The organism is Pseudomonas asturiensis (assembly GCF_900143095.1).
GTDB lineage: Bacteria > Pseudomonadota > Gammaproteobacteria > Pseudomonadales > Pseudomonadaceae > Aquipseudomonas > Aquipseudomonas asturiensis.
The window spans coordinates 35838-61488 of the sequence record NZ_FRDA01000018.1; the positions used below are offsets into that span (position 1 = coordinate 35838).

Below are 25651 nucleotides of genomic sequence, written 5' to 3' on the forward strand. Positions count from 1 at the left end.
AGGAACCTCCCATAATGTTTCGTCCGCTCACCTCGCTGACTGTCCTTGCAGTTATCGGCGCATCCACGGCTGCCATGGCTGCGCCTGTTCAAAGCAATCCACCTGCCGAGCCTCAATCCGGCGCGTTGACGCTGGACAATGTCGACATCAATGCCAGAGCAGGCCTAGCCGGAACAGCCACTACCGAGGGCAGCGGCTCCTACACCACCGGTTCCATGAGCACTGCGACCAAGCTGCCTCTGTCGATCCGCGAAACACCTCAGTCGGTCAGCGTGATCACGCGTCAGCGCATCGAAGATCAGGGCATGAACGACCTGAACGACGTCGTGAAATATGCGCCGGGTATCATCCTGCGCAAGTTCGGCACAGACCGTCAGCAGTTTCTGGCGCGCGGTTTCAGCATCGATAACCTGATGTACGACGGCCTGCCAACCCTTGTCAGCACGTTCACCCTGGACACGATTTCTGGCGCCGACCTGGCCATGTACGACCGTGTCGAAGTGGTTCGTGGTGCGACCGGCCTGATGACAGGCGCGGGCAGCCCTTCAGCCACGCTCAACCTGATTCGCAAGCGTCCCACCGCCACTCCACAAGTCAGCGTGACCACCAGTGCTGGCAGTTGGGACCGTTATCGCACGGAAGTGGACGCCTCCAACAAGCTCAACGAATCAGGCACATTGCGCGGTCGCGTGGTGACTGCTTATGAGAAGGGCAACAGTTTCCTCGACGAACGCGACGAAGAGCGCCAGACCTTCTACGGCATACTGGAAGCGGACCTCGACGAGTCGACCACGTGGACCCTCGGCGCGTCCAAGCAACGCGACGATGCAACATCAGACTGGGGCAGCCTGCCCTCGGGCCCGAATGGCCAATACCTCGGCCTGCCCCGCTCCACGTTCCTGAGCAACGACTGGGCTTATTGGGATCGGGACAACATCAGCGTATTTACTGACGTGACTCACCGGTTCGACAATGGCTGGAGCGGCAAGATTGCAGCGGCGAAGATCTGGGCCGAGTCGGACATGTATTCCAACTACCTGACCGCTGCGGGTAACGGCTACGGCCAGGCCGCCGGTCAGTACGACACCACCGACGTACAGACCAACATCGACGGCTCGCTGTCCGGCCCGTTCAAACTGTTCGGCCGCGAGCATGACCTGATGCTGGGGGTCAGCCGCCGTCAGGAGAAGTTCGACCAGAAAGGCGGCTTCTATGGCTCGACGCCAATCGACATCTACAACTTCAACCCGAACGTGATTCCCAAGCCGGACATCAACACACGCACCGCCTATGTCAGCCAGAACACTGCGACAGAAGACGGCCTCTACGCGGCAGCACGTTTCAACCCGATCGATCCGCTGCACATCATTGTCGGCAGCCGGGTGAGCTGGTACGACTACCAGAACCGCTCAGCCAACACCGGCGACTACAAGGTCACCCGTGAAGTCACTCCGTATGCAGGCATCGTCTACGACCTGAACGACACCTATTCGGTCTATGCCAGCTATACCGAGATCTTCAAGCCGCAGAGCCAGCAGGACGTGAGCGGCGCCATTCTTGACCCGATGACCGGCGAAAGCTACGAAGTGGGCTTGAAGGGCGAATACTTCAACGGCGGTCTGAACGCCTCCCTTGCGCTCTTCGACATGACCCAGGAAAACCGCGCTTACGCCATCGTCAATCCGCCCGCGACCTGCCAGCAACAGAACCGTACCTGTTACGAAGCAGCGGGCGAAGTACGCAGCCGCGGTATCGATGCCGAAGTGACCGGCCAGCTCACGCCGGACTGGCAGGCTTCCGCGTCTTACACCCTGGTGCTGAGCCAGTACGTCAAGGACCGGAACTTCGAGAAAGGCGTTCGATTCGCAGCCGAGCAGCCCAGGCATCTGTTCAAGGCCGCGACCACCTATCACCTGTCCGGCGACTTCAGCAAGTTGCGCATCGGCGCTGATGTGCTTGCTCAAAGCGACACTTACAACCGGGTCGGCACCGGTCGTTCGGAACAGGATTCGTATGCAGTGGTGGGCCTGATGGCAGGCTATCGTTTCGACGAGCACTGGGACGCCCGGGTCAACCTGAACAACGTGCTCGACGAGAAATACTGGCAGGGCATTCCAACGGCAACCGGCAGTGGCGTATACGGCGATCCACGCAACGTGATGTTCTCGTTGAAGTGGTCGCTCTGAGTACTCGGCGAGCCAACGCAAGGCGGCTCGGATACATTAACTGGAGCGATGCCATACGGCCACGGAACACGCTTAAATCAAGGTTCAGGGAACAAGCAGCCCCTCGTGGGCTCAAAACCATTCTCGACAAGGTTTGCGCGACACCGCAGCCCCTCGACACCGCTGATGCGCAAACGTTATGCGCCATGGCCTTGAGTGGGCGGCAGCGCTCGGGTAATGTCATCCATCCGCACAGGACAGAGCACGCTCATGACTTCCAAGCTGGATCAACTCAAGCAATTCACCACCGTTGTCGCTGACACCGGTGACTTCGGCGCGATCAAAAGCCTCAAGCCGCAAGACGCTACAACCAACCCTTCCCTGCTGCTCAAGGCAGCTTCGAGCGAGAGCAACTCGCAGTTGCTGGCCGACGCGTTCAGTGGCAGCAAGGGCGACATCGGTCTGGCTTGCGACCGTTTTGCAGTGGCCATCGGTCAGGAAATTCTCAAGGTCGTTCCAGGCCGTGTGTCCACTGAAGTCGACGCCCGCCTCTCTTTCGATACCCATGCACTCATCGACCGCAGCGAGCGCATCATCGGCCTGTACGACGCGGCCGGTATCAGCCGTGACCGGGTACTGATCAAGCTGGCTTCCACCTGGGAAGGCATTCGCGCCGCCGAGAAGCTGGAAAAGGATGGTATTCAGACCAACCTGACCCTGTTGTTCTCGTTTGCTCAGGCGATTGCCTGCGCCGAAGCGGGCGTGTTCCTGATTTCGCCGTTCGTGGGCCGCATTTATGACTGGTACAAGAAGTCGTCCGGTACGGATTACGTCGGTGCAGAGGACCCGGGCGTGCAGTCGGTTACCCGCATCTATAACTACTACAAGGCCAACGACTACAAAACCGTGGTCATGGGCGCAAGCTTCCGCAACCTGAACCAGATCGAACAACTGGCGGGCTGCGACCGTCTGACGATCAGCCCGGATCTGCTCAAGCAGCTCGCTGAGGACACGGGCACCCTGCAACGCAAGCTCGCTCCAGGCAACGCTGGCGAGGACGGCAAGGCCGGACAGCGACTGACTGAAAGCCAGTTCCGCTGGGCGTCCAACGAGGATGCCATGGCCACCGAGAAGCTGGCCGAAGGTATCCGCCAGTTCGCTCGGGATCAGGAAAAGCTCGAGGCACTGCTTTCCGCCAGGGCGTGAAAAAACTAAAGGGCGACACCCTTGCGGGTGTCGCCCTTTTTGCTGCCTGCCATTTAGCGGGGCAGATCTGGAGTACGACGCCTAGCGTTGACCTTCGAGCGCATTGACCAGGTCGTGGAACGCTTCACGATTGGAGTCGTTGAGGCCCATGAGGATCTTGTGCGCTTCAAGCACTTTGGCCTTGACCACGTCTTCGCACTGATCTTGCGACGGCAGGTCTGTCAGGCACTCAGGGCGCGGGATGGGTCTGTCGACGATGTTGAACACCTGATCGAAGCCCATCGACTGCAACAACCGCGTGATGTCTTCGTGGGTGGTCACCAGCGTCGGCAACAGACCCACTTTCTGACGAGACAGGATCGAAAGCTTGGCCAACAGGCCAAGCGTCGTGCTGTCGATGCTGCGAGTCTCGGTCAAATCGATTACCACCGCCGAAAAATTCAAGGCCGTGAAGATTCGCTCGATTGTCGCATCCAAGGCCGAACACAGCGTCAACCGCACTTCACCCACGAACTTGAGAACGAAGGTGCCTTCCTGCTCGGCGAACTGGATTCTACCGGTACTCATTCAAGATTCCTGCTTAACACTAACAAGGCGATATCATCCGGCATCTCCCCAAGCGTTGCCAATTCAAAAACCCGGCGTAAGCCATCCAGGCTGCCGCCAGCTGTCTTCACCAACTCAGGTAAAACAGCTTCTTTCTCTTTGAGTGTATCACCGGGTAACAAATCAAGTATGCCATCAGACAACATGGTCAGACTGAAGGAGGCTGGCAGGTCCAGTTCATGATCCTGATATGTGGCCTCATTGAACAATCCGACCGGTAGCCCTCGCCCTTCCAGATAGCGCGTCTGGCCCTCGGTGTACAGCACCGGCAGCGGCAGATGGCCGCCAACGGCATACGTCAATTTGCCCGACTCTTCATCAATCACACCACCCACCATCGTGACGTGCTTGCCAAGCTTGCAACTGATCAGGCCACGGTTGATGTGCCCTAATACATCGGAGGGCTTGAACTCCGGCAAGGTTCCACCACGCTTGGATTCAAACAGCAAACGTGTGGTCATGAACTTCAGCAGCACCGTGATGAATGCAGACGAAGCACCGTGCCCGGACACGTCGGCCAGATAAAACGCCACACGCCGCTCATCTACCCTGAAGTAGTCGACGAAGTCGCCGGACAGGTAGAGAGACGGAATGATCTGGTGAGCGAACTGAAACTCGTCGATCGACCACGGCGTGATCGGCAACATGTTCATCTGCACCTGACGACCGGCGTCCTGATCTTCCTGAAGCAGGTGAAGACTGGCTTCCAGCTCGCGATTGGCTGTTTCCAGCTTCTCGCGATAGACCTGGTTTTCCTTGAGCAGGCGCGCGCGATCCAGAGCACGGCGTATCGAATGCTCAAGAACGGCCAGGTCTTCAAGGGGCTTGATCAGGTAATCGGCAGCGCCCAGACGCAAGGCTTCCACGGCATCGCTCATGACGCCTGCGCCGGACACCACAATGACCGGCGTCTGCGGGGCGATGGAGGTTACCTGACGAATCAGCTCGAGCCCGCCCATCTGGGGCATGCGCAAGTCGCAGACCACCAGATCGGGTTTCTTTTGCTCGAATATCTGTATCCCCTGCAAGCCATTACTTGCCTGCAGGACGCTGAAGCCACTGTCTTCCAGATAGGCGGCAAGGCTTGCGCGCACGACTTCGTCGTCGTCGATTATCAGCAGCGTGGCACTGGTTTTTGGCATGTGGGCAAACGGCGCCAGATCAGGTTGGCGTAGGCGGCCCGGTTTACCGGAACCTGCTTACTGGATTCGCTTCTAGCCTCTCTGTAACGATCCGTGCGCAATGACTGCGCATCGTGTTTTCAGAGGTGCCCTTCAAGGCGCAGACGGTACTCCCATCCGAGAGGCGTTTCAAGCGTACTCCGGCCCGGACTTTGCGCTCTTTACATCACAAATCGCCGGGAGTTATAAGAACGGTCACATCAGCAACCAAAACGAAGGACTGGACATGAGTCGAACTGATCGCGACTACGAGGAGAAACGGGATTACATCCGCATGCGCGTCGACGCCGACGTCAACCTGATCCATGCCGGCCAGGTGATTCCTGCCGTGTGCATTGACCTTTCCAGCTCCGGCATGCAGGTCCAGACGCCCCGCTCATTCGCAGTGGGAGACAAGTTGAAGGTCAGCATCGACTCTGATCATCCGGCGCTCAAAGGTCTTGAAGCCGACACAGAGGTCGTCTGGGTGACTGACGAGGAAGGCGGCGGGCAGAAGCTCGGGCTTTCGATCATCGCAATGAAGTGACGAGTGGTTCACATTTCAACCCAATAAAAAAGGCGACCCAAGGTCGCCTTTTTTGCATGAACAGCGCGCAGGATAACGATCAGAAATCGTCTACAACCTTGCCGTCCTTGACCTTGAACTCGCGGTTCTGCAGATAGGCATTGCGAATGAAGGTGTAGCGGTCGCCGCTGATCATGCGCTCGGCCGACAGCAGGCTGGCACGGGTATCGATCAGGTTGACGCCCAGCGCGGTGTTACGGGTTGGTACGTGATCGATGTAGCGATACGGGCTGGTGTAGGTATCCGGGTACTTGGCGATGGCGTCACGCACCGTGCTCGGGCCCAACAGCGGCAGCACGACAAACGGACCGCTGCCGACACCCCAATAACCAAGTGTCTGCCCGAAGTCTTCGTCATTGCGTTGCAGGCCCATGTGGGTGCTCACATCGATGAAGCCCAGCAGGCCGAAGGTGGTGTTGAAGATCAGGCGGGCGGTATCAACGCCTGCCGCCGCAGGCTTGGCCTGGAGCACATCGTTGGCCAGGTTGCCCACGTCACCGATGTTGTTGAAGAAGTTATGCACGCCGTCTTCCACGAACTGCGGCGCGACGTACTGATAACCCTTCGCCAACGGCTTGAGCGTGTACGTATCGACCACATCGTTGAAACGGAAAATGGCACGGTTCACGCCTTCCCACGGATCGTCTTCAGCCGCTTGAACGGCAACGGGAACCAGCACCATGCCAGCACAGACAGACAGCTGAGCCAGACGTTTGATAAAGCCTGCACCGGTCACGGGCATAGCTGACACTCCTGATCGAGATAATGACGCGGGTGCTACGCCCCACACGCAAAGACAGGGAGTATAAAGCGTTCTGCCGGGAATAAGGCAGTTCCGTCAGCGACGAAAAGCGGATAAACCCGGTCATCACACGTTCATCTCGTTGTCATGAAAGAGCTGTAGCGTGCCTGGGTATTTCAGAGAGATCACCATGCTGGCGCCGGTTCTCAATCCTTTGCCCTCCTTCACCGCCCTGCTGTTCGGCCTCAGCGGCTGCCTGGTGGACTTCGGCGCACAAGCCGCGACCACCGCCCCGCACAGCGATCATGCCACTGCGACCCCTGGCGCACTGGATGCTTTGCAAGCGCTACGCAAACAGAATCTGCCCTGTGCCTGGCTGGACGAACTTCCAGAAACACTCAGTAATACTCTTTCCGCACCGATCAACGACTGGATAACGCCCGCTGCACGCACGGCCGCAAAATGGCCCGCGCCGGACGCCTGCTGGATGGCGCTCATGAGCCTGGGTGTCAGCCAGCTGGATGGCTGTGTGTTGATCAGTGGTGATCCCCGCCTGCTGCAATCAGGCCTCAATGCCGGGCTGTGGACGATCGGGCTGGCGTCATGCGGCCCTCTGTGCGGTTTGTCGCCTGCCCAGTGGCAAGACCTTGGCGATGCCGAACGCGAACAACGTCGTGCTCATGCCACGCTCAAGCTATACGCGCTGGGTGTGCATTCGGTGATCGACCATCTGGGCGAACTGGAGTCATGCCTGGCGGATATCGCCTTGAGGCGCAGCAAGGGCGAAAAGCCCTGATACACATGCAGGCTGCTCTGGAGTGGATTAGTCTTGAGGTGTCACGAACCTTTAGCCCAGCGGCGTAGTCCATGGGACAGACTTATTTATGAAGGAGCACGTCATGCCTGCCCGCGAACTGCAAGAACAACTCAACACCCTGCGCGCGCAAATTGAGCAGAAGCCCCCGCTGTCAGAAGCCGAACGCGACAACCTGCACGAGCTGATGCAGCAGATTGAAACCAGAATTGAACTGGAAAACGCGACCCACGAAGACCCGAGCCTTGCGGATGGCGTGAACCTGGCCGTCGAGCGCTTCGAACTGGAGCATCCTGCCATTGCAGGTACGCTGCGTAATGTCCTGCAAACCCTGGGCAATATCGGGATCTGATGATCGTTATCGCCCTGTAGGTGATCACACGGTGTCTGCTACATGACGTATGTCTCGCGGCAGACACCAGACACGGCTGTTCCGAAAGATCGCCTCTCAGACGAGCCGCCTCCTGCAATGTGCTTATTCAGCAACCGGAAGGCTTACTGCCGCGCCAGCCTGCCGTTCTCCACAACGAGCGCTACCGTACTGCGATACGGATTAATGTCCAGCCCCCCGCGCCGCACATAGCGTGCATACACGGTCAGTTTTTCCGGTTTGAGCAATCGCTGCAGGTCGAGGAAAATCCGCTCCACACATTGCTCATGAAAGTCAGAATGCTGACGGAAGCTGACGATGTAGGCCAACAGGCTGGCAGGGTCCAGCGCAGCACCACGATACTCCACCACCACGCTGCCCCAGTCCGGCTGGCTGGTGACCGGGCAGTTCGATTTGAGCAGATGGCTGTAAACGCTCTCCTCAACGACACGTGATGGATCGCAGCACAGCAGTTCCGGTTGTGGCCTGTCGTAACTGCTGACACTGATGTCCAGATCATCAATGCACACACCCGGCAACGCCGCGACACCTTCACGCTCGACCTCGTCAAGACTGCGAATGCGCACGCCGACCGGCTTTCCGGCCGCAGCAGACAGGTCTTTTTCCAGCGTAACCTGCACTTGCTCACGCGTATCGAATGCCGTCTGATTCAGTGAGTTGAGGTACAGCTTGAACGACTTCGACTCGATGATGTTCGGCGAGTCCGCGGGAATGCTGAATTCGGCAATCGCCACCACCGGCTTGCCGGACGGCAGCAACCAGGACAGCTCATAGCAATTCCAGAAATCGACACCCTGATACGGCAGCGTCTCGGCTGTCAGCCCCAGTTCGGCCCACTTCGCAGTACGCGGAATCGGAAACAACAAGGAAGGCGTATAGGTGGCAATGTACTCACTGGACTTGCCCAGCGGCGAGTGTTCGGCTGCGGGATGCATGGCGATACCTGGATCATGAATTAACGCGGGCGAGTTTATAGGGTTTGCGCAGCGCTTTCAGCGACAATCTCCTCCACAGTTCCCACGGGTGGCCGTATTACAGTCCTGTCAGCTTCACCCAGATGGACGCCGCGTGCGTTATAAAGCCTGCCTTGCAATGGATATCTGACACCGCTCATGAAATTACTTATCGTTGAAGACCAGCCCAGAACCGGCCAGTTTCTGCGCCAGGGGTTGAGCGAGGCCGGTTTCGAAGCCGAATGGGTCGCCGACGGCAAGACCGGTCAGCGGCGCGCGCTGAGTGGCGATCATGCGCTGCTGATTCTCGACGTCATGCTGCCGGACTGCGACGGCTGGGCCATTCTCGGCAGCGTACGCGCCGCCGGGTTGAGCATGCCCGTGATCTTCCTGACCGCCCGAGACGCTGTCGAAGATCGCGTGCAAGGGCTGGAACTGGGGGCCGATGATTATCTGATCAAACCCTTTGCGTTCTCGGAACTGCTGGCCAGAGTGCGCAGCTTGTTGCGCCGAAGCGCAAGCGCGCCTGCCGACACTCATCTGCAGATCGCGGACCTGCGTCTGGACCTGATGCGGCGCGAGGTGGAGCGCGGTGGTCGGCGCATCGTCCTGACGGCCAAGGAGTTCACGCTGCTGGAGTTATTGTTACGCCGTCAGGGCGAAGTGCTGCCCAAATCGTTGCTGGCGTCGCAGGTCTGGGGGATGAACTTTGACAGCGACACCAACATCATCGAAGTCGCCATCCGCCGCCTGCGGCTCAAGATTGATGACGATTTTTCCGACAAGCTGATCCATACGGTACGCGGCATGGGCTACGTGCTTGAAGAGCGCCCGCTGTGAACCTCCGTCGCCAGTTCGGCATGCTTTCGTTACGCAATCGTCTGGCCCTGCTATTTGCCGCCTGCACAGCGGCGGTTTCGCTGACCGCCGGTGTTCTGTTCAACCATGCCAGCGAAGCGCATTTTGTCGAGCTGGACCAGCAACTGCTCGAGGCAAGGCTCGCCAATCTGCGAACCACTCTGCAAGGGGTCGAAACCCGACAGGCCTTCAATGAACGCGAGGCCAGCCTGCTGGCCGACCTGGGGCACCAGCCGGATCTGACACTGCGCATCACAGGGCCCGATGGTCAGGCCTGGTTCGATAATCTGGCCGCTTCGCCATCGCCCGAGAAAGGGCTGCACACCCTGAACGATGATCAGGTTGCCTATCGCAGCTTAACGGCGTCGCTGGGTGAGCCGACCGAGTCTTCGCCCAGCGTGACCCTGATGCTGGATATCACCCATCACCAACACTTTCTCCAGCGCATGCAACATTTGATCTGGCTGACCGTCGGCCTGTCGGCACTGGCCACCGCCCTGCTCGGCGCCTGGGCCACACGCAGCGGGCTCAAACCCTTGCACCGCATGAGCACCGTGGCCGCGAGCATCTCGACGCGCTCACTGACCGCGCGCCTCCCGGAGCAGGACCTGCCCACGGAACTGGCAGAACTGACCCGTGCGTTCAACGCCATGCTCGGCCGGCTGGAGGACGGCTTTCAGCGCCTGTCAGCGTTTTCGGCCGACATCGCCCATGAGCTGCGTACACCGCTGTCCAACCTCCTGACCCAGACTCAGGTCACCCTCACCCGCCCGCGCACGCTTGAGGATTATCGTGAGGCGCTGACAGGCAATCTGGAAGAGCTGCAGGGCATGGCGCAGATGGTCAATGACATGCTGTTTCTGGCCAAGGCCGAACATGGCCTGCTGCGCCCGGCCCGGCAGGCGCTGCAACTGGAGAATGAAGTCGATGCAGTGCTGGAATTCTTCGCCCCGCTGGCTGAAGAAGCAGAGGTCAGCCTGTCGCGAGAGGGTCAGGCCACCTTGCGCGGTGACGGCCCGCTGCTGCGTCGCGTGCTGTCCAATCTGCTGGACAACGCCCTGCGTTTCACAGGTCCCGGTGGCTACGTGAAGATAACCGTGAGCAGCTCGCCATCAGGTGTCGCGCTGAGCATCGAAAACACTGGCACCGACATTGCAGCGGCCGCATTGCCGCGCCTGTTCGACCGGTTTTATCGGGCGGACCCTGCCAGACAGGAAAGCAGCGAGCATGCAGGGCTGGGCCTGGCGATTACCCGCTCGATCGTCAACGCCCATGGCGGAACAATTCAGTGCGAGTCGGCAACGGGTGTTACGCGGTTTCTGATCGAACTGCCCGCCTGATGACAAAAAAGCCGCTGCGAACCCTCTAAGGTCAGCAACGGCTTGATGTGACAGGGTTCAGTTCACTCGTAACGCAAGGCATGCGCGGGCTGGATCTGCGCCGCACGCCAGGCCGGGTAGACCGTGGCCAGAAAGCTGAGAATGAAACCGGCGCTGCAGATCAGCAGCACATCGCCGCCCTGCAATTCGGACGGCAGGTTACTGATGAAGTACACGTCTGAGCTAAAGATGTGCTGGCCGGTAACCCGCTCGACCCAACCCACCATACTGCTCACGTTCAGCGCTGCGATGATGCCCAGCACGCCACCGATCAGCGTGCCGACGATGCCGATGACGGTCCCCTGCACCATGAAAATCGCCATGATCTGCCTGGGCGTCGCGCCAATGGTGCGCAGGATGGCGATGTCTGCGCCCTTGTCGTTCACCACCATGATCAGCGTGGCGATGATATTGAACGCTGCCACTGCCACGATCATCAACAACAGCAGACCGATCATGGTCTTTTCCATTTTCATGGCGCTGAACAGGCTGCCCTGGGTGTGGGTCCAGTCATCGGCGCGGTAACCGTCACCCAGACTGCCAGCAATGGCGGTCGACACCTGAGGAGCCTTGTACAGGTCTTTCAGGGCCAGCCGCACGCCCTGCACCTGGTCTGGCTGCCAACGTTGCATTTGCGCGGCGTCGGCAATGTTGATCAGCGCCATGGAGCCGTCCAGCTCTGCACCGACCTTGAACACACCCACCACGGTCAGACGCTGCAGACGCGGCGTGATGCCGCCCGGTGCGCTGCTGACCTCAGGCACGATCAGGGTCAGCTTGTCACCGATGCTCAGGCGAAACCGGCGTGCGGTGAGGTCGCCCAGCACCACGCCGAATTCGCCAGGCTTCAGGTCCTCAATACTGCCACGCGTGATGTGCTGGGTGACGATCGACACTTCGTGCTCAAGCGCCGGATCGACGCCGCTGATCTGGATTGGCTGCATTGACCCCTTGTAGGACAGCATGCCTTCCATGTCGGTAAACGGCACGGCGGCAGTCACCTCGGGGTTCTTCAACGCAGCGGCGGCCAACGGCTTCCAGTCACTCACCGGCGTTGTACCGGCGATGACGGCATGAGGCACCATGCCGAGAATCCGCGAGCTCATTTCCCGCTGGAAACCGTTCATCACCGACAGCACCACGATCATCGCCAGCACACCCAGTGCCAGACCGATCATCGAGGTCATCGAGATGAACGAAATGAAGCTTTTTCGACGTTTGGCGCGGGTGTAGCGCATGCCGATGAAGATGGGTAACGGTCTGAACATTCGCGGAGCACCGTAGAAAAAATAGAGAACCCGGCGCGATGACTTGCGCCGGGTCAGGTCAATCACGCCTCGACGAGGCGACCGTCTTCCAGACGCAGCACGCGGTCCATCTGCCTGGCCAGGCTCATGTCGTGAGTCACCACCAGAAAGGCGGTACGCGACGACGTGCTCAGCTCCCGCATCAGGTCCTGAATACCCTGAGCGGTGTGATGGTCGAGGTTACCGGTTGGCTCATCGAGCATCACCAGACCCGGCTGATTGACCAGCGCACGGGCAATCGCCACGCGCTGACGCTCGCCACCGGACAGCTCGGACGGCTTGTGCGCCAGACGATGCCCCAGACCCACACGCTCCAGCAATGCCGTGGCGCGTTTGCGAGCCTCGGGGATCGCCGTGCGGCCGATCAACAACGGCATGCAGACGTTTTCCAGTGCAGTGAACTCAGGCAGCAGATGGTGAAACTGATAGACGAAACCCAGTGCCCGGTTGCGCAGCAGGCCGCGGGCCTTCTCGCCGAGTGCCGACAACTCTTCGCCCGCCAGCCAGACGCTGCCTTGGGACGGCGTGTCCAGGCCGCCCAACAGATTGAGCAAGGTACTTTTGCCCGAACCCGAACTGCCGACGATGGCGACGCGCTCACCGGGATACAACTCCAGTTGCAGGCCGGACAACACGACCACTGACTCCGGGCCTTCCTCGTAGGATTTACCCAGGTTGCGGCAACTCAATACAGCTTTATCAGACATGCCCGACTCACTCATAACGTAACGCCTCCGCCGGCTGGGTGCGCGCAGCACGCCAGGCGGGATACAAGGTGGCGAGGAAACTCAGGACCAACGCCGCACCGCAGACCTGGAACACGTCCTGGGCCATCAGTTGCGAAGGCAGGTAATCGATGAAATAGACGTCGGAATTGAGAAACTTATGACCGATCAGCCCTTCGAGCGCCGCTATCGCCGCGCTGACATTGAGTGCAGCCAGAATCCCCAGCGCCGCGCCGATCAGCGTGCCGACGACGCCGATCACCGTGCCCTGCACCATGAAGATCGCCATGATCTGGCGAGGCGTGGAGCCCAGCGTGCGCAGAATGGCGATATCGCCCTTCTTGTCGTTGACCACCATCACCAGGGTGGAAATGATGTTGAACGCCGCCACGGCCACGATCAGCAACAGCAACAGGCCGATCATGGCTTTTTCCATGCGGATCGCCTGATACAGGTTGCCGTGGGTGCGGGTCCAGTCACGGGCGTAGAAATTGTTCTCGCCCAGCTTCTGAGCGATTTCCCACGATGTGCGAGGGGCCGCGAACAGGTCGTCGAACTTCAGGCGCAGACCCTGCACCTGATTGGGCTTCCAGCGATGCAGGCGCGCCAGATCATCAAGGTTGGTCAGGCCCAGGTAACCGTCGATCTCGCCGGCACCCACGTGAAAGATGCCAGTGACCTCGAAACGCTTCATGCGCGGGAACATACCCGCTGGCGTGACCGTCACCTCGGGAGCGACGAAGGTCAGCTTGTCGCCCACGCCAACGCCCAGCTTGGCGGCAGCCTTGTCGCCGATCATGATGCCGAAGCTGCCCGGTGACAGGCTGTCGAGCTGACCTTGCTGGATGAAATGGTCAATGATCGAAACGTTACGTTCCTGGGCCGGATCGATGCCGTTGAGCAGCACCTTCTGCACCTTGCCATCATGCGTCAGCAGGCCCTGCATCTGGGTGAACGGCGCAACCGCCAGCACCTCCCGGTTCTCTTGAACCTTGGCGGCCAGCGCCTTCCAGTCGGTGATAGGATCACCGGACTCGATGGTGGCGTGCGGCACCATGCCAAGCACGCGGGTACGCATTTCGTGATCGAAACCATTCATGACCGATAACACGACTATCATCACCACAACGCCAAGCGCCAGGCCAATCATGGAAGTCAGGGAAATGAAGGAAACAAAATGGTTACGTCGTTTTGCACGTGTGTAGCGCGTGCCGATGAATACAAAAAGAGGTCTGAACATTAGGGGCTTTGTTCGCAGGAATGAGGACGTCCGTGTGGCGGGCCTTGACGTGCAGCTTTACACTCGAGACTCTCTGACCACCGCCGCTACCATGGGTTCGCCATGTCGACATTAGATGAAGCAGAACGCCGCGAATACTACCGTATCGATGCCAGCGTCGCACTGGAAATTAACCCGCTGTCCGCAGCCGAGAGTGCCAGCCACGAGGCGATGAAAGAGACCTCGGCGCTGTTCGACCTGCTCAGCGAGTTGCATGTCAGCGAGTTCGAATCCCAGCATTTGCTGCGTCAGCTCGACGAGCGCGACCGCGTACTCAACAGCTTTCTCAAGTCGCTGAACAAGCGCATCGACCTGCTGGGCCAGGTGGTCGCGCACACGGCACTGGGCAAGCTGGGCCGACCGCAGCCAGTGAAACTCTCCGAAGGCGGGATGCAGTTCAATTCGTTGCAAAATTATACGGTGGGCGAAGAACTGTCGATCAAGATGGTGCTCATGCCCCAGGCGTCGGGCCTGATGCTGCATGCCAGGGTGACGCAGAGCGATCCGCTTGCCGAAGGCGGGTTCGAGACCTGGGTGGAGTTCGTGCAGTTGCCCGACGCCCAGCGACAGCTGATCGCCCGCCATGTTCTGCAGCGTCAGGCGCAACAACGTCGCCAGGCACTGGAGCGAGGCCAGCCGCCAGGCGCATGAACCGCCCATCATCCGATCAAACAAGTAGTTGGTGCCTTTCAGGCCAGGAGTAAACGTGACCCTTATCTACGGCCACCGCGGCGCCAAGGGCGAAGCACCGGAAAACACCCTGACCAGCTTTCAGGAATGCCTCAAGCATGGCGTTCGTCGTTGCGAGCTGGACCTGCACCTGTCCCGCGACGGGGAACTGATGGTCATTCACGACCCGACCCTCAAGCGCACCACCGACCGACGCGGCAAGGTCAACGAACACGACGCTGCCGATCTGGTGACCTACGACGCACGCAAGGGTGGACCTGGCTGGACGACCCTCTGCCCGATTCCGCGTCTGGAAGAGCTGTTGGAGCAGTGCGATTTCGAGCACTGGCAACTGGAAGTCAAGAGCGCCTCACGCACCCGAGCCGCAAACACCGTGCTGGCGATCCGCGAGATGGCTCAGCGCCACGGTTTGCTGGACAAGGTCACCATCACCTCCAGTTCCCGCGAAGTGCTGCGTGCCGCTGCCGAGCTGACACCGGATATCTCGCGCGGACTGGTTGCCGAATACGCCTGGCTCGACCCGTTGAAGGTCGCTCAGAACTACGGCTGCACGATTCTGGCGTTGAACTGGACGTTGTGCACCCCCGAGCGCCTGCAAAAAGCACAGCGCCAGGGTTTGCATGTGTCGGTATGGACGGTCAACGAACCTGCACTGATGCGCAGGCTCGCTGACTTCGGCGTGGACAGCCTGATTACAGACTTTCCCGGTTTGGCCACTGCCACGCTCGGGAATCGCTGAAATCGGTCGCCCCGGCCGGCTCAGGCCACCGGCCGGAGTCGCTTAAAAAAGCCGGTTGAGGCCGTCGTAAGCAGCGACCCGATAGGCTTCGGCCATGGTCGGGTAGTTGAACGTGGTGTTCACGAAGTATTTCATCGTGTTGGCCTCGCCCGGCTGGTTCATGATCGCCTGACCGATATGCACGATCTCCGAGGCCTGGTCGCCGAAGCAATGCACGCCCAGCACCTCAAGCGTTTCACGGTGGAACAGGATTTTCAGCATGCCGACCCGTTCGCCGGAAATCTGCGCACGCGCCATGCCCTTGAAGAACGCCTTGCCCACTTCGTAGGGCACCTTGGCCTGGGTCAGCTCGTGCTCGTTCTTGCCGATCGAGCTGATCTCCGGAATGGTATAGATCCCGGTCGGCACGTCATTGACGTAACGCCAGCTGCCGTTGTCGACCACACTGCCCGCCGCCGAGCGGCCCTGGTCGTACGCCGCACTGGCCAGGCTCGGCCAGCCGATCACATCGCCTGCGCCATAAACGCTGGCGACACTGGTGCGGTAGGTTTCATCGACCTCGATCTGGCCGCGACCATTGGCCTTGAGGCCGATGTTTTCCAGACCCAGCTTGTCGGTATTGCCGGTACGGCCGTTGCACCACAGCAAGGCATCGGCCTTGATCTTCTTGCCGGATTTGAGGTGCAGAATCACCCCGTTATCCAGCCCTTCAACCTTCTCGTACTCTTCGTTGTGGCGAACCATCACGTTGTTGTTACTGAAGTGGTAACTCAGCGCCTGCGAGATTTCGCTGTCGAGGAAGCTCAGCAGTTGATCGCGGTTGTCCACCAGTTCGACCAGTACGCCCAGGCCGCTGAAAATCGACGCGTATTCGCAACCGATCACGCCAGCGCCATAGATGATCAACTTGCGCGGGGTGTGCCCCAGGCTGAGGATGGTGTCGCTGTCGTAAATACGCTTGTGGCTGAAATCGATGTCTGCCGGGCGATAGGGACGCGAGCCGGTGGCGATGATGATCTGGTTGGCGACCAGCTTTTCCACCACGCCATTGGCGCAGACCACGTTGACGCTGTTCTCGTCGGCAAAGCTGCCCGTTCCAAAGAACACATCGACCCGGTTGCGGGCATAGTAGGCAGTACGCGAGGCAACCTGCTTGGAGATGACCATTTCCGCATTTTTCAACACATCGGGAAACGAAAACCAGCGCGGCTCGCCGATGGCACGGAACATGGGGTTGGTGTTGAACTGGATGATCTGTTTGACCGAGTGACGCAATGCCTTGGACGGGATAGTGCCCAGGTGCGTGCAGTTGCCACCCACCTGCCGGCGGCTGTCGACCATGGCGACCTTGCGTCCTGCCTTGGCGGCGTTCATTGCCGCGCCTTCTCCGGCCGGGCCGGAACCCAGTACCACCACGTCGTAGTTGTAGACAGCCATGCGTACTCCTTTAGAACAGTCCGAGGCGCCACTCTGGCATCTCTGGCTAAATCACGCGGCGCAGTCTAGCGCTGCGCCGAGGCGGCGAACATTAACCCTTGGTCGCGTCGAAGGCCACTTTTGTCTGTACGGCATCTACCTGGGCTGCTCCGTCACGAGCCGGTCGAACGACGCGTTGGTGCGAATGATAAAGCGCTTATCGGCACGAATCACAAAAAAAGCAGCAATTTGATGCTCTTGGGCATAATTCCAGCCACATTCTGCGCCCATGATCAACAACACCGACGATAGACCATCGGCCATCACCGCCAAGGGATGAACGACCGTCACCGAGGCCAGACCCTGATCCACGGGCATTCCGGTGAGCGCATCGAGCGTGCGTGAGCCCTGGTGCCTGTCGCCGCCATAAAAGCGGGTGTGATCGCTTGAGGTGGAAACACTGGAGGAGCCCAGAGCGAAGACCTTCTGCACCGTCTGCCGATCTGTACGCGGGATTTCCAGCGTCACTCGCCAGGCGGAACCATCCGGCTTGCGCCCACGGGTTTTCAGTTCACCGGCGAGTTGCACTTGATAATCGTGCACCCCGAGCGCTTCCAGACGCTGACCGATACGGTCCACCGCATAGCCCGCGGCGATGCTGTTCAGATCGACCTGCAACGCAAAGTCCTTGCACAGCCGTTGCCCGTCGATACGCAGGCCGCGATAACCGACCGCCACCAACGTGCGATCCAGCTGCTGCCGTGAGGGTGTCTGCTCGGCCTGGCCATCAGGAACATCGGGGCCGTAGCCCCAGAGCTCCATAAGCGGCAGGACTGTGACGTCGAAGGCACCGTTGCTCTCGCGGGAGAGCTCCTGACCAACGCGAACCAGCGTCAGAATCGACTCAGGCATGGCTCGACAACTGTTGGCAGGCAGGTCGTTGAAGCGCGCAAGCTCCGAGTCGCTGCGCCAGAGGGACATCTGCTGATCGACCTCGGCCAGAATCACATCGACTTCATGATGCAGCGCCTGACCGTCAGGCTGACCCGCTTCATGCGCGTACACCACCGAATAGTGGTTGCCCATGGTAGGCCCGCCGAAACTTTGCAGACTTCGCTCCTGACCACAGCCGCTGCACAGTATCAGCCCCAGAGACCCTGCGATTTTTACAAACCAACGCAAACTCATATCCCGCAAGGTAAAAACCGACAAGAGTGCCGTGCGCGATCTTGTCGGACAAGGCTTGAAAAAACGGAACAGGCTGACCGCAACACCCCCAGCAGCCTCTCGCCCCGTCAATATGGCGTTACACCCGCTGACCACCACGGCCCCTCTTTCAGATGAGCGGTATCCATCCATTTCGCCACCCAGGCTGATCAAGAAACCGCTGAGTGGTCGTGCGACGCATCCGGGTTCCTGAGAACAGGCGCAGCCTTGAGCACCCATCGCTGCCTGAACGCTGAATTCCTGAAAACAATCCGTTGTCAAGCGAACGTCGACTGATAGCAAATTGCCGAAACGGTTGTTTTTGAGCGGTGTAACACATACTGTTACAAATATGCGTAGCTGTGCAGAAATACTCCGCTGCTGCGTATACGGGATAACAACGACAACGGACTCCAAGCCGACGAGCCTGAGCGAGTAACTAAATGGCCTCCACAACCAGTAAGGGCAAAGCGATCTTTCGCGTTGTCAGCGGTAACTTCCTCGAGATGTTCGATTTCATGGTCTATGGCTTCTATGCCACAGCCATTGCCAAAGCCTTCTTTCCTTCCGACAGCGCTTTCGCGTCACTGATGCTGTCGCTGGCAACCTTCGGTGCAGGTTTCCTGATGCGCCCGTTGGGTGCAATCTTTCTAGGCGCCTACATTGACCGCCATGGTCGTCGTAAAGGCCTGATCGTCACGCTGGCCATGATGGCCATGGGCACGCTGTTAATCGCGTGTGTGCCGGGTTACGCGACGCTGGGCGTTGCCGCGCCGTTGCTGGTGCTGCTGGGCCGTCTGCTGCAGGGTTTTTCTGCGGGTGTAGAACTGGGCGGCGTTTCGGTGTATCTGGCTGAAATCTCGACACCGGGTCGCAAGGGCTTCTTCGTCAGTTGGCAGTCCGCCAGCCAACAGGCCGCTGTGGTGTTTGCCGGTCTGCTGGGTGTTGGCCTGAACCACTGGCTCAGCGCCGAGCAGATGACAGATTGGGGCTGGCGCGTGCCGTTCCTGGTCGGTTGCATGATTGTGCCGGCCATTTTCATCATTCGCCGCTCGCTCGAAGAGTCCCCCGAGTTCGAAGCGCGTACGCATCGTCCGACCCTGGGTGAAGTGGTGCGTTCGATCAGCCAGAACTTCGGCCTGGTACTGGGCGGCATGGCGCTGGTGGTGATGACCACTGTGTCGTTCTACCTGATCACGGCTTACACGCCGACATTCGGCAAGAACGAGCTGAACCTGACGGACCTGGAAAGCCTGCTGGTCACCGTCTGCGTCGGGGTGTCCAACTTCATCTGGCTGCCGATCATGGGCTCGTTCTCGGACCGCATCGGGCGTAAGCCGCTGCTGATCGCCGCCACCGTGCTGGCCATTGCGACGGCTTACCCTGCCCTGTCGTGGCTGGTTGCACACCCAAGCTTCAGCCACTTGCTGATGGTCGAGCTGTGGTTCTCGTTCCTGTACGGCTCCTATAACGGTGCCATGGTCGTTGCGCTGACCGAGATCATGCCGGTTGAAGTGCGCACCACAGGTTTCTCGCTGGCCTACAGCCTGGCCACGGCGACCTTCGGGGGCTTCACGCCTGCCGCCTGCACCTACCTGATTCATGCGCTGGGCAACAAGGCCGCACCAGGTATCTGGCTGACAGGCGCCGCTGTGCTGGGCCTGATCGCCACCCTCGTGTTGTTCCGCAAGGGCGGTCAGAAACTCGAGGCACCGGGCGCTGCTGCCACCGCCTGATCCTGACTGGCCTCAAACAAAAAACCCGGTCTGACGCACGTCAGGCCGGGTTTTTTATATGTTCGCAGCAGGGCCTGGCCGGGCATGGACACGTCACACACCCGACAACGGCGAATCACTTACCCTGCACGAAACGATGGCGTACTCGTACCGGCTTGAACATTCCACACCGCTGTCCTGCGGCAGGCTTTGTCCAGCTCGGCCCAAGGGTCAACATTCTCATGCCCGCACCAGCAACCAGCCAAATGGGAAAATGCAACGCCACGATCAGCCTCGTCCTGCCGGGACAAGCACACTCTGCAAGACACCACGTGGCTGTTTAGCCGCCAGCGGCTGTTCCACTTGATGAGATCGTCAATCATCACCCTTCCTCTCAATCTCACTGTGTTATGGATGTGATTGAAAGCAGCGCTTCAAGTTTCTGAATAAATGAAAGTAACGGACCGACGGCTGTGTCTGCTCGATCATTATCAATTGAGGGGACAACCCACACACAAAAAAGCCGAACCCTGTCGACACAGGATTCGGCCTTCTTGTTACACACTCCCCGGACCGGCCGGGCAATTCACGTCACCGCTTGTTTACCTTACTGCGGGAACGCTGGCGGATTGACGTCCGCCATGTCTTCCATCACGCGAACCACCTGATGGCTATAACCGAACTCGTTGTCATACCAGACGTACAGCACAACGCGGTTATCGTTGACGATAGTCGCTTCGGCATCCACAACACCGGCGTGACGCGAACCCACGAAGTCAGTGGAGACCACTTCCTGCGAGTTCACGAAATCGATCTGCTTGTGCAGGTCGGAGTGCAGCGCCATGTAGCGCAGGTACTCGTTCATTTCTTCGCGAGTGGTCTGCTTATCGAGGTTCAGGTTGAGAATGGCCATGGACACGTTTGGCGTCGGAACGCGGATCGCGTTGCCGGTCAGCTTGCCGGCCAGTTCAGGCAGCGCCTTGGCAGCAGCCGTGGCAGCACCGGTTTCGGTGATGACCATGTTCAGCGCGGCGCTGCGGCCACGACGGTCGCCCTTGTGGAAGTTGTCGATCAGGTTCTGGTCGTTGGTGTACGAGTGAACCGTTTCAACGTGACCATTGACGATACCGAACTTGTCGTTGACGGCCTTGAGCACCGGCACGATGGCGTTGGTGGTGCAGGACGCTGCGGACACGATCTTGTCATCCGCGGTGATTTCACCGTGGTTGATGCCGTGCACGATGTTCTTCAGCTTGCCCTTGCCCGGCGCAGTCAACACGACGCGGTCGATGCCAGGGCAGGACAGGTGCTGGCCCAGACCGTCTGCATCACGCCATACACCGGTGTTGTCCACCAGCAGGGCGTCCTTGATGCCGTACTGGGTGTAATCCACCTCGGTCGGGTTCTTGGCGTAGATCACCTGGATCAGGTTACCGTTGGCGGTAATCGTGCTGTTGGCTTCGTCGATGGTGATGGTGCCGTCGAACGGACCGTGCACCGAATCACGACGCAGCAGGCTGGCACGCTTGACCAGATCGTTTTCCGCGCCTTTGCGGACCACGATGGCGCGCAGGCGCAGGCCGTCGCCACCACCGGTTTTCTCGATCAGGATGCGCGCCAGCAAGCGGCCGATGCGACCAAAACCGTACAGCACAACATCCGTACCCTTGCGCGGGCTGGTGTTCTGCTGGCCTACAACGCTGGCCAGTTCGTCACGCACGAACTGCTCAGGCGTGCGGCCATTGCCTTCGGTCTTGAACTTGACTGCCAGCTTGCCCAGGTCCACCGAAGCGGCGCCCAGTTTAAGCTCGCTCATCGCCTTGATGAGCGGGAAAGTCTCGTGTACGGACAACTCACTCGCATCGGACTGACGATGACGCGCAAAGCGGTGAGCTTTGAGAATCGCGATGACTGAACGGTTGATCAGGCTGCGGCCATAGATCGAACTCACCACATTGTTATTGCGGTAGAGCTGACCGATAAGCGGGATCATCGCCTCGGCGAGGGCTTCACGATCGATCCATTCACCAAGACACTGGTCGGGCTTCTGAGTCACGGGAACCTTCCACATGTAGGGGCTGAAAAAAGGGGCTACATTATGACCACGCCAGTGTTTATGAGCAATGCACGACTGTCAGATCGTTACGCACTACATAATTTGAGCCCGTAAATACGCGGTAATAGTCCGGAAAACTGACAGCCACCACCTTCCCCCGCTACAATCGCCGCCCCTGTTGCAACGCCTGGAGCCTGACCTTCCGTGCCAGTTCTGCGTCTACCGCCTCTCTCTGCCGCCGCAGGCAAACACCACTGGGGCAATCTTCCCGGTGCCGCACTGAGCCTGGCGATCGCCGAAGCGGCCAGCGCCGCCAAGCGCTTTACGCTGCTTCTGACCGCCGACAGCCAAAGCGCCGAGCGGCTTGAACAGGAGTTGAAGTTCTTCGCGCCTACGCTTGCGGTGCTGCACTTCCCGGACTGGGAAACCCTGCCTTACGATCTGTTCTCGCCGCATCAGGACATTATCTCCCAGCGCATCGCGAGTCTTTATCGTCTGCCGGAGCTGGAGCATGGCGTTCTGGTAGTACCGATCACGACCGCCCTACACAGACTCGCGCCGACCAAATTCCTGCTGGGCAGCAGCCTGGTACTGGACGTCGGCCAGAAGCTTGATGTCGACGCCATGCGTACCCGCCTGGAAGCCAGCGGTTATCGCTACGTGGATACGGTGTACGAACACGGTGAGTTCACCGTGCGCGGCGCGCTGATCGATCTGTTCCCGATGGGCAGCAAGGTGCCTTACCGCATTGATCTGTTCGACGACGAGATCGAAACCCTGCGCACCTTCGACCCGGACACGCAGCGCTCCATCGAGAAGGTCGAGTCGGTACGTCTGCTGCCTGCACGCGAATTTCCACTGAAGAAAGAAGAAGTGACGCGCTTCAAGGCGCGCTTTCGTGAGCGCTTCGACGTGGACTTCCGGCGAAGCCCGATCCTTCAGGACCTGAGCAGCGGCATCACGCCTGCCGGCATCGAGTACTACATCCCGCTGTTCTTCGAGGAAACCTCGACCCTGTTCGACTACTTGCCGCAGGACACTCAGGTGTTTTCGCTGCCGGGTATCGAGCAGGCCGCAGAAAACTTCTGGAAAGACGTTCGCAATCGCTACGAAGAGCGCCGCGTCGACCCTTCGCGTCCCCTGCTGCCACCCGCCGAACTGTTCCTGCCGGTCGAAGACTGCTTTGCGCGCCTGAAGAACTGGCCTCGCGTCGTCGCCAGCCAGCAGGACATCGACGCCGGTGGCGACCGCGCGCGCTTCCCTGCGCAAAGCCTGCCGGACCTGGCTATCGAGGCCAAAGCGACCCAGCCGCTGGCTGCGCTGTCGAAATTTCTCGACGAATTCCCCGGACGCGTGCTGTTTACCGCTGAGTCGGCGGGACGACGGGAAGTCCTGCTGGAACTGCTGGAACGCCTGAAGCTGCGGCCAAAAACGGTCGACAGCTGGCTCGATTTCGTGGGAGGCAAGGACCGGCTGGCGATTACCATCGCGCCGCTGAACGAAGGCCTGCTACTGGAAGATCCCGCCCTGGCGCTGGTTGCCGAGAGTCCGCTGTTTGGTCAACGCGTCATGCAGCGTCGTCGCCGCGAAAAACGCAACGATGGCGGCAACAACGATGCGGTCATCAAGAACCTGACCGAACTGCGTGAAGGTGCGCCGGTGGTACACATCGACCACGGTGTCGGGCGCTACCTGGGTCTGGCCACGCTTGAAGTTGAAAATCAGGTCGCTGAATTCCTGATGCTGGCCTACGCCGAGGACGCCAAGCTGTACGTCCCGGTCGCCAACCTGCACCTGATTGCCCGCTACACCGGCAGCGACGATGAAATGGCGCCGCTCCACCGTCTGGGCTCGGAAACCTGGCAGAAAGCCAAGCGCAAAGCCGCCGAGCAAGTGCGCGACGTGGCCGCCGAACTGCTGGACATCTATGCACGCCGCGCCGCCCGGGAAGGCTATGCCTTCGCCGACCCGAAAGCCGATTACGCCACCTTCAGCGCGGGCTTCCCGTTCGAGGAGACGCCGGATCAGCAGACCACCATCGAAGCTGTGCGCGCCGACATGCTGGCACCCAGGCCGATGGATCGGCTGGTCTGCGGCGACGTGGGTTTCGGCAAGACCGAAGTTGCCATGCGTGCTGCATTCATTGCCGTGCACGGCGGGCGTCAGGTCGCGATTCTGGTCCCGACCACCCTGCTCGCCCAGCAGCATTACAACAGTTTCCGCGACCGTTTTGCCGACTGGCCGGTGACGGTCGAGGTAATGAGCCGCTTCAAGTCCGCCAAGGAAGTCAGCGCCGCCGTCGCCGATCTGGCCGAAGGCAAGATCGACATCGTCATCGGCACGCACAAGCTGCTGCAGGACGACGTGAAGATCAAGAATCTGGGGCTGGTCATCATCGATGAAGAGCACCGTTTCGGCGTGCGTCAGAAAGAACAGCTCAAGGCCCTGCGCAGCGAGGTCGACATCCTGACCCTGACCGCAACGCCGATTCCGCGCACGCTGAACATGGCGGTGTCGGGCATGCGCGACCTGTCGATCATCGCCACGCCACCGGCCCGCAGGCTGTCGGTGCGCACCTTCGTCATGGAGCAGAACAAGCCCACGATCAAGGAAGCGCTGCTGCGCGAATTACTGCGCGGCGGGCAGGTCTACTACCTGCACAACGATGTCAAAACCATCGAAAAATGCGCCGCCGACCTCGCCGAACTGGTGCCAGAGGCCCGCATCGGCATTGGCCACGGCCAGATGCGCGAGCGCGAACTCGAACAGGTGATGAGCGATTTCTACCACAAGCGCTTCAACGTACTGATTGCCTCGACCATCATCGAGACCGGCATCGACGTGCCCAGCGCCAACACCATCATCATCGAGCGCGCCGACAAGTTCGGTCTGGCGCAACTGCACCAGTTGCGCGGCCGCGTCGGGCGCAGTCACCACCAGGCGTATGCCTATCTGCTGACGCCACCGCGCAAGCAAGTCACCCGCGATGCCGAGAAGCGTCTGGAAGCCATCGCCAACACCCAGGACCTGGGCGCAGGCTTCGTGCTTGCCACCAACGATCTGGAAATCCGTGGCGCAGGCGAACTGCTGGGTGATGGCCAGAGCGGCCAGATCCAAGCCGTTGGCTTCACGTTGTACATGGAAATGCTCGAACGCGCGGTGAAGTCGATTCGCAAGGGCGAACAGCCCAACCTCGACCAGCCACTGGGTGGCGGACCGGAAATCAACCTGCGCGTGCCTGCACTGATCCCCGAGGCCTATCTGCCGGATGTGCATACGCGCCTGATTCTCTACAAACGCATTGCCAATGCGGCCGACGAGGATGGCTTGAAGGACTTGCAAGTCGAGATGATCGACCGCTTCGGCCTGCTGCCGGAACCGACCAAGTCGCTGGTGCGGATCACGCAACTCAAGTTGCGCGCCGAGCAACTGGGCATTCGCAAGATCGACGCCGGACCGCAGGGCGGGCGCATCGAATTTGCCGCCGAAACACCGGTTGATCCGCTGACCCTGATCAAACTGATCCAGAGCCAGCCCAATCGCTACAAGTTCGAAGGTGCCACGCTGTTCAAGTTCATGGTGCCCATGGAACGCGCAGATGAGCGTTTCAACACGATCGAAGCGCTGCTTGAGCGCCTGACCCCGACAACTGCTTGAA

General features: G+C 59.8%; 21 protein-coding genes. 11 read left to right on the forward strand and 10 right to left on the reverse strand.

The features are described from left to right. Positions 1-74 precede the first annotated feature (74 nt). Entirely contained in the window at positions 75-2186 is a 2112-nt protein-coding gene (locus tag BUB69_RS23770) for a TonB-dependent siderophore receptor (protein ID WP_425439401.1), read from the forward strand. Between the two features lie 249 nt (positions 2187-2435). After that, positions 2436-3371: a transaldolase gene (tal, locus tag BUB69_RS23775; RefSeq protein ID WP_073171448.1), complete on the forward strand. Its 936-nt coding sequence runs from the start codon at positions 2436-2438 to the stop codon at positions 3369-3371. Positions 3372-3452: 81 nt separating this feature from the next. Here the strand turns inward: tal and rssC are convergent, their stop codons facing one another. Together rssC and rssB are read right to left on the reverse strand one after the other, a co-directional pair. Continuing rightward, positions 3453-3938, reverse strand: coding sequence for an anti-sigma factor antagonist RssC (rssC, locus tag BUB69_RS23780; RefSeq protein WP_024687337.1), 486 nt, complete (start codon positions 3936-3938; stop codon positions 3453-3455). Next, on the reverse strand, positions 3935-5119 hold the full coding sequence (gene rssB, locus BUB69_RS23785; RefSeq protein ID WP_073171452.1) for a two-component system response regulator RssB: 1185 nt from the start codon (positions 5117-5119) through the stop codon (positions 3935-3937). The genes rssC and rssB overlap by 4 nt, the downstream gene beginning before the upstream one ends. Positions 5120-5384: 265 nt before the next feature. Here rssB and BUB69_RS23790 point away from each other — a divergent pair, with 265 nt between their 5' ends. Next, positions 5385-5684 (forward strand): PilZ domain-containing protein, encoded by a 300-nt coding sequence (locus BUB69_RS23790; protein ID WP_073171676.1) that lies wholly within the window; start codon positions 5385-5387, stop codon positions 5682-5684. A 79-nt stretch (positions 5685-5763) separates the two neighbouring features. On the opposite strand, the gene BUB69_RS23795 is transcribed toward BUB69_RS23790, so the two are convergent. Continuing rightward, positions 5764-6465 (reverse strand): MlaA family lipoprotein, encoded by a 702-nt coding sequence (locus BUB69_RS23795; protein ID WP_073171456.1) that lies wholly within the window; start codon positions 6463-6465, stop codon positions 5764-5766. A 190-nt stretch (positions 6466-6655) separates the two neighbouring features. Here BUB69_RS23795 and pcrP point away from each other — a divergent pair, with 190 nt between their 5' ends. Further along, on the forward strand, positions 6656-7261 hold the full coding sequence (gene pcrP / locus BUB69_RS23800; RefSeq protein ID WP_073171459.1) for an HAD superfamily inactivated hydrolase PcrP: 606 nt from the start codon (positions 6656-6658) through the stop codon (positions 7259-7261). Positions 7262-7364: 103 nt separating this feature from the next. Then, a complete protein-coding gene (locus BUB69_RS23805; RefSeq protein WP_073171463.1) occupies positions 7365-7631 on the forward strand; it encodes a DUF4404 family protein in 267 nt (88 codons plus the stop codon). Between the two features lie 143 nt (positions 7632-7774). Here BUB69_RS23805 and queF read toward each other — a convergent pair whose 3' ends face one another. Beyond that, on the reverse strand, positions 7775-8605 hold the full coding sequence (queF, locus tag BUB69_RS23810) for an NADPH-dependent 7-cyano-7-deazaguanine reductase QueF (protein ID WP_073171466.1): 831 nt from the start codon (positions 8603-8605) through the stop codon (positions 7775-7777). Positions 8606-8782: 177 nt separating this feature from the next. Between queF and BUB69_RS23815 the strand changes: the two genes are divergently transcribed. Both BUB69_RS23815 and BUB69_RS23820 read left to right on the forward strand, forming a co-directional pair. Continuing rightward, a complete protein-coding gene (locus tag BUB69_RS23815) occupies positions 8783-9463 on the forward strand; it encodes a heavy metal response regulator transcription factor (RefSeq protein ID WP_073171469.1) in 681 nt (226 codons plus the stop codon). A gap of 20 nt (positions 9464-9483) precedes the next feature. Beyond that, positions 9484-10821 (forward strand): heavy metal sensor histidine kinase, encoded by a 1338-nt coding sequence (locus tag BUB69_RS23820; RefSeq protein WP_073171679.1) that lies wholly within the window; start codon positions 9484-9486, stop codon positions 10819-10821. 62 nt (positions 10822-10883) lie between these two features. Here the strand turns inward: BUB69_RS23820 and BUB69_RS23825 are convergent, their stop codons facing one another. From BUB69_RS23825 to BUB69_RS23835, 3 genes are all read right to left on the reverse strand, one after another. Continuing rightward, entirely contained in the window at positions 10884-12128 is a 1245-nt protein-coding gene (locus BUB69_RS23825; RefSeq protein WP_073171682.1) for a lipoprotein-releasing ABC transporter permease subunit, read from the reverse strand. 62 nt (positions 12129-12190) lie between these two features. Then, entirely contained in the window at positions 12191-12874 is a 684-nt protein-coding gene (gene lolD, locus BUB69_RS23830; RefSeq protein WP_175561839.1) for a lipoprotein-releasing ABC transporter ATP-binding protein LolD, read from the reverse strand. 7 nt (positions 12875-12881) lie between these two features. Next, positions 12882-14132 carry a lipoprotein-releasing ABC transporter permease subunit gene (locus BUB69_RS23835; RefSeq protein WP_073171476.1) on the reverse strand — a complete coding sequence of 417 codons (1251 nt, stop codon included), beginning with the start codon at positions 14130-14132 and terminating at the stop codon, positions 12882-12884. A gap of 102 nt (positions 14133-14234) precedes the next feature. Between BUB69_RS23835 and BUB69_RS23840 the strand changes: the two genes are divergently transcribed. Both BUB69_RS23840 and BUB69_RS23845 read left to right on the forward strand, forming a co-directional pair. After that, positions 14235-14822, forward strand: a complete 588-nt coding sequence (locus BUB69_RS23840; RefSeq protein ID WP_073171480.1) for a PilZ domain-containing protein — start codon at positions 14235-14237, stop codon at positions 14820-14822. A 55-nt stretch (positions 14823-14877) separates the two neighbouring features. After that, complete coding sequence (locus tag BUB69_RS23845) at positions 14878-15600, forward strand: glycerophosphodiester phosphodiesterase (protein WP_073171483.1); 723 nt, start codon at positions 14878-14880, stop codon at positions 15598-15600. 42 nt (positions 15601-15642) lie between these two features. Here the strand turns inward: BUB69_RS23845 and sthA are convergent, their stop codons facing one another. Next, positions 15643-17037 carry a Si-specific NAD(P)(+) transhydrogenase gene (sthA, locus tag BUB69_RS23850; RefSeq protein ID WP_024687323.1) on the reverse strand — a complete coding sequence of 465 codons (1395 nt, stop codon included), beginning with the start codon at positions 17035-17037 and terminating at the stop codon, positions 15643-15645. A gap of 135 nt (positions 17038-17172) precedes the next feature. Continuing rightward, positions 17173-18204 (reverse strand): FAD:protein FMN transferase, encoded by a 1032-nt coding sequence (locus tag BUB69_RS23855; RefSeq protein WP_073171487.1) that lies wholly within the window; start codon positions 18202-18204, stop codon positions 17173-17175. A 461-nt stretch (positions 18205-18665) separates the two neighbouring features. Between BUB69_RS23855 and tcuC the strand changes: the two genes are divergently transcribed. Continuing rightward, positions 18666-19958, forward strand: coding sequence for an MFS transporter (gene tcuC, locus BUB69_RS23860; protein WP_024687321.1), 1293 nt, complete (start codon positions 18666-18668; stop codon positions 19956-19958). A gap of 586 nt (positions 19959-20544) precedes the next feature. Here the strand turns inward: tcuC and BUB69_RS23865 are convergent. Then, the gene (locus BUB69_RS23865) at positions 20545-22008 is read right to left on the reverse strand and encodes a glyceraldehyde-3-phosphate dehydrogenase (protein WP_024687320.1); all 1464 of its coding nucleotides are present in this window, start codon (positions 22006-22008) and stop codon (positions 20545-20547) included. Positions 22009-22197: 189 nt separating this feature from the next. Between BUB69_RS23865 and mfd the strand changes: the two genes are divergently transcribed. Further along, positions 22198-25650 carry a transcription-repair coupling factor gene (gene mfd, locus BUB69_RS23870; RefSeq protein WP_073171490.1) on the forward strand — a complete coding sequence of 1151 codons (3453 nt, stop codon included), beginning with the start codon at positions 22198-22200 and terminating at the stop codon, positions 25648-25650. The last annotated feature ends 1 nt before the right edge of the window (position 25651 follow it).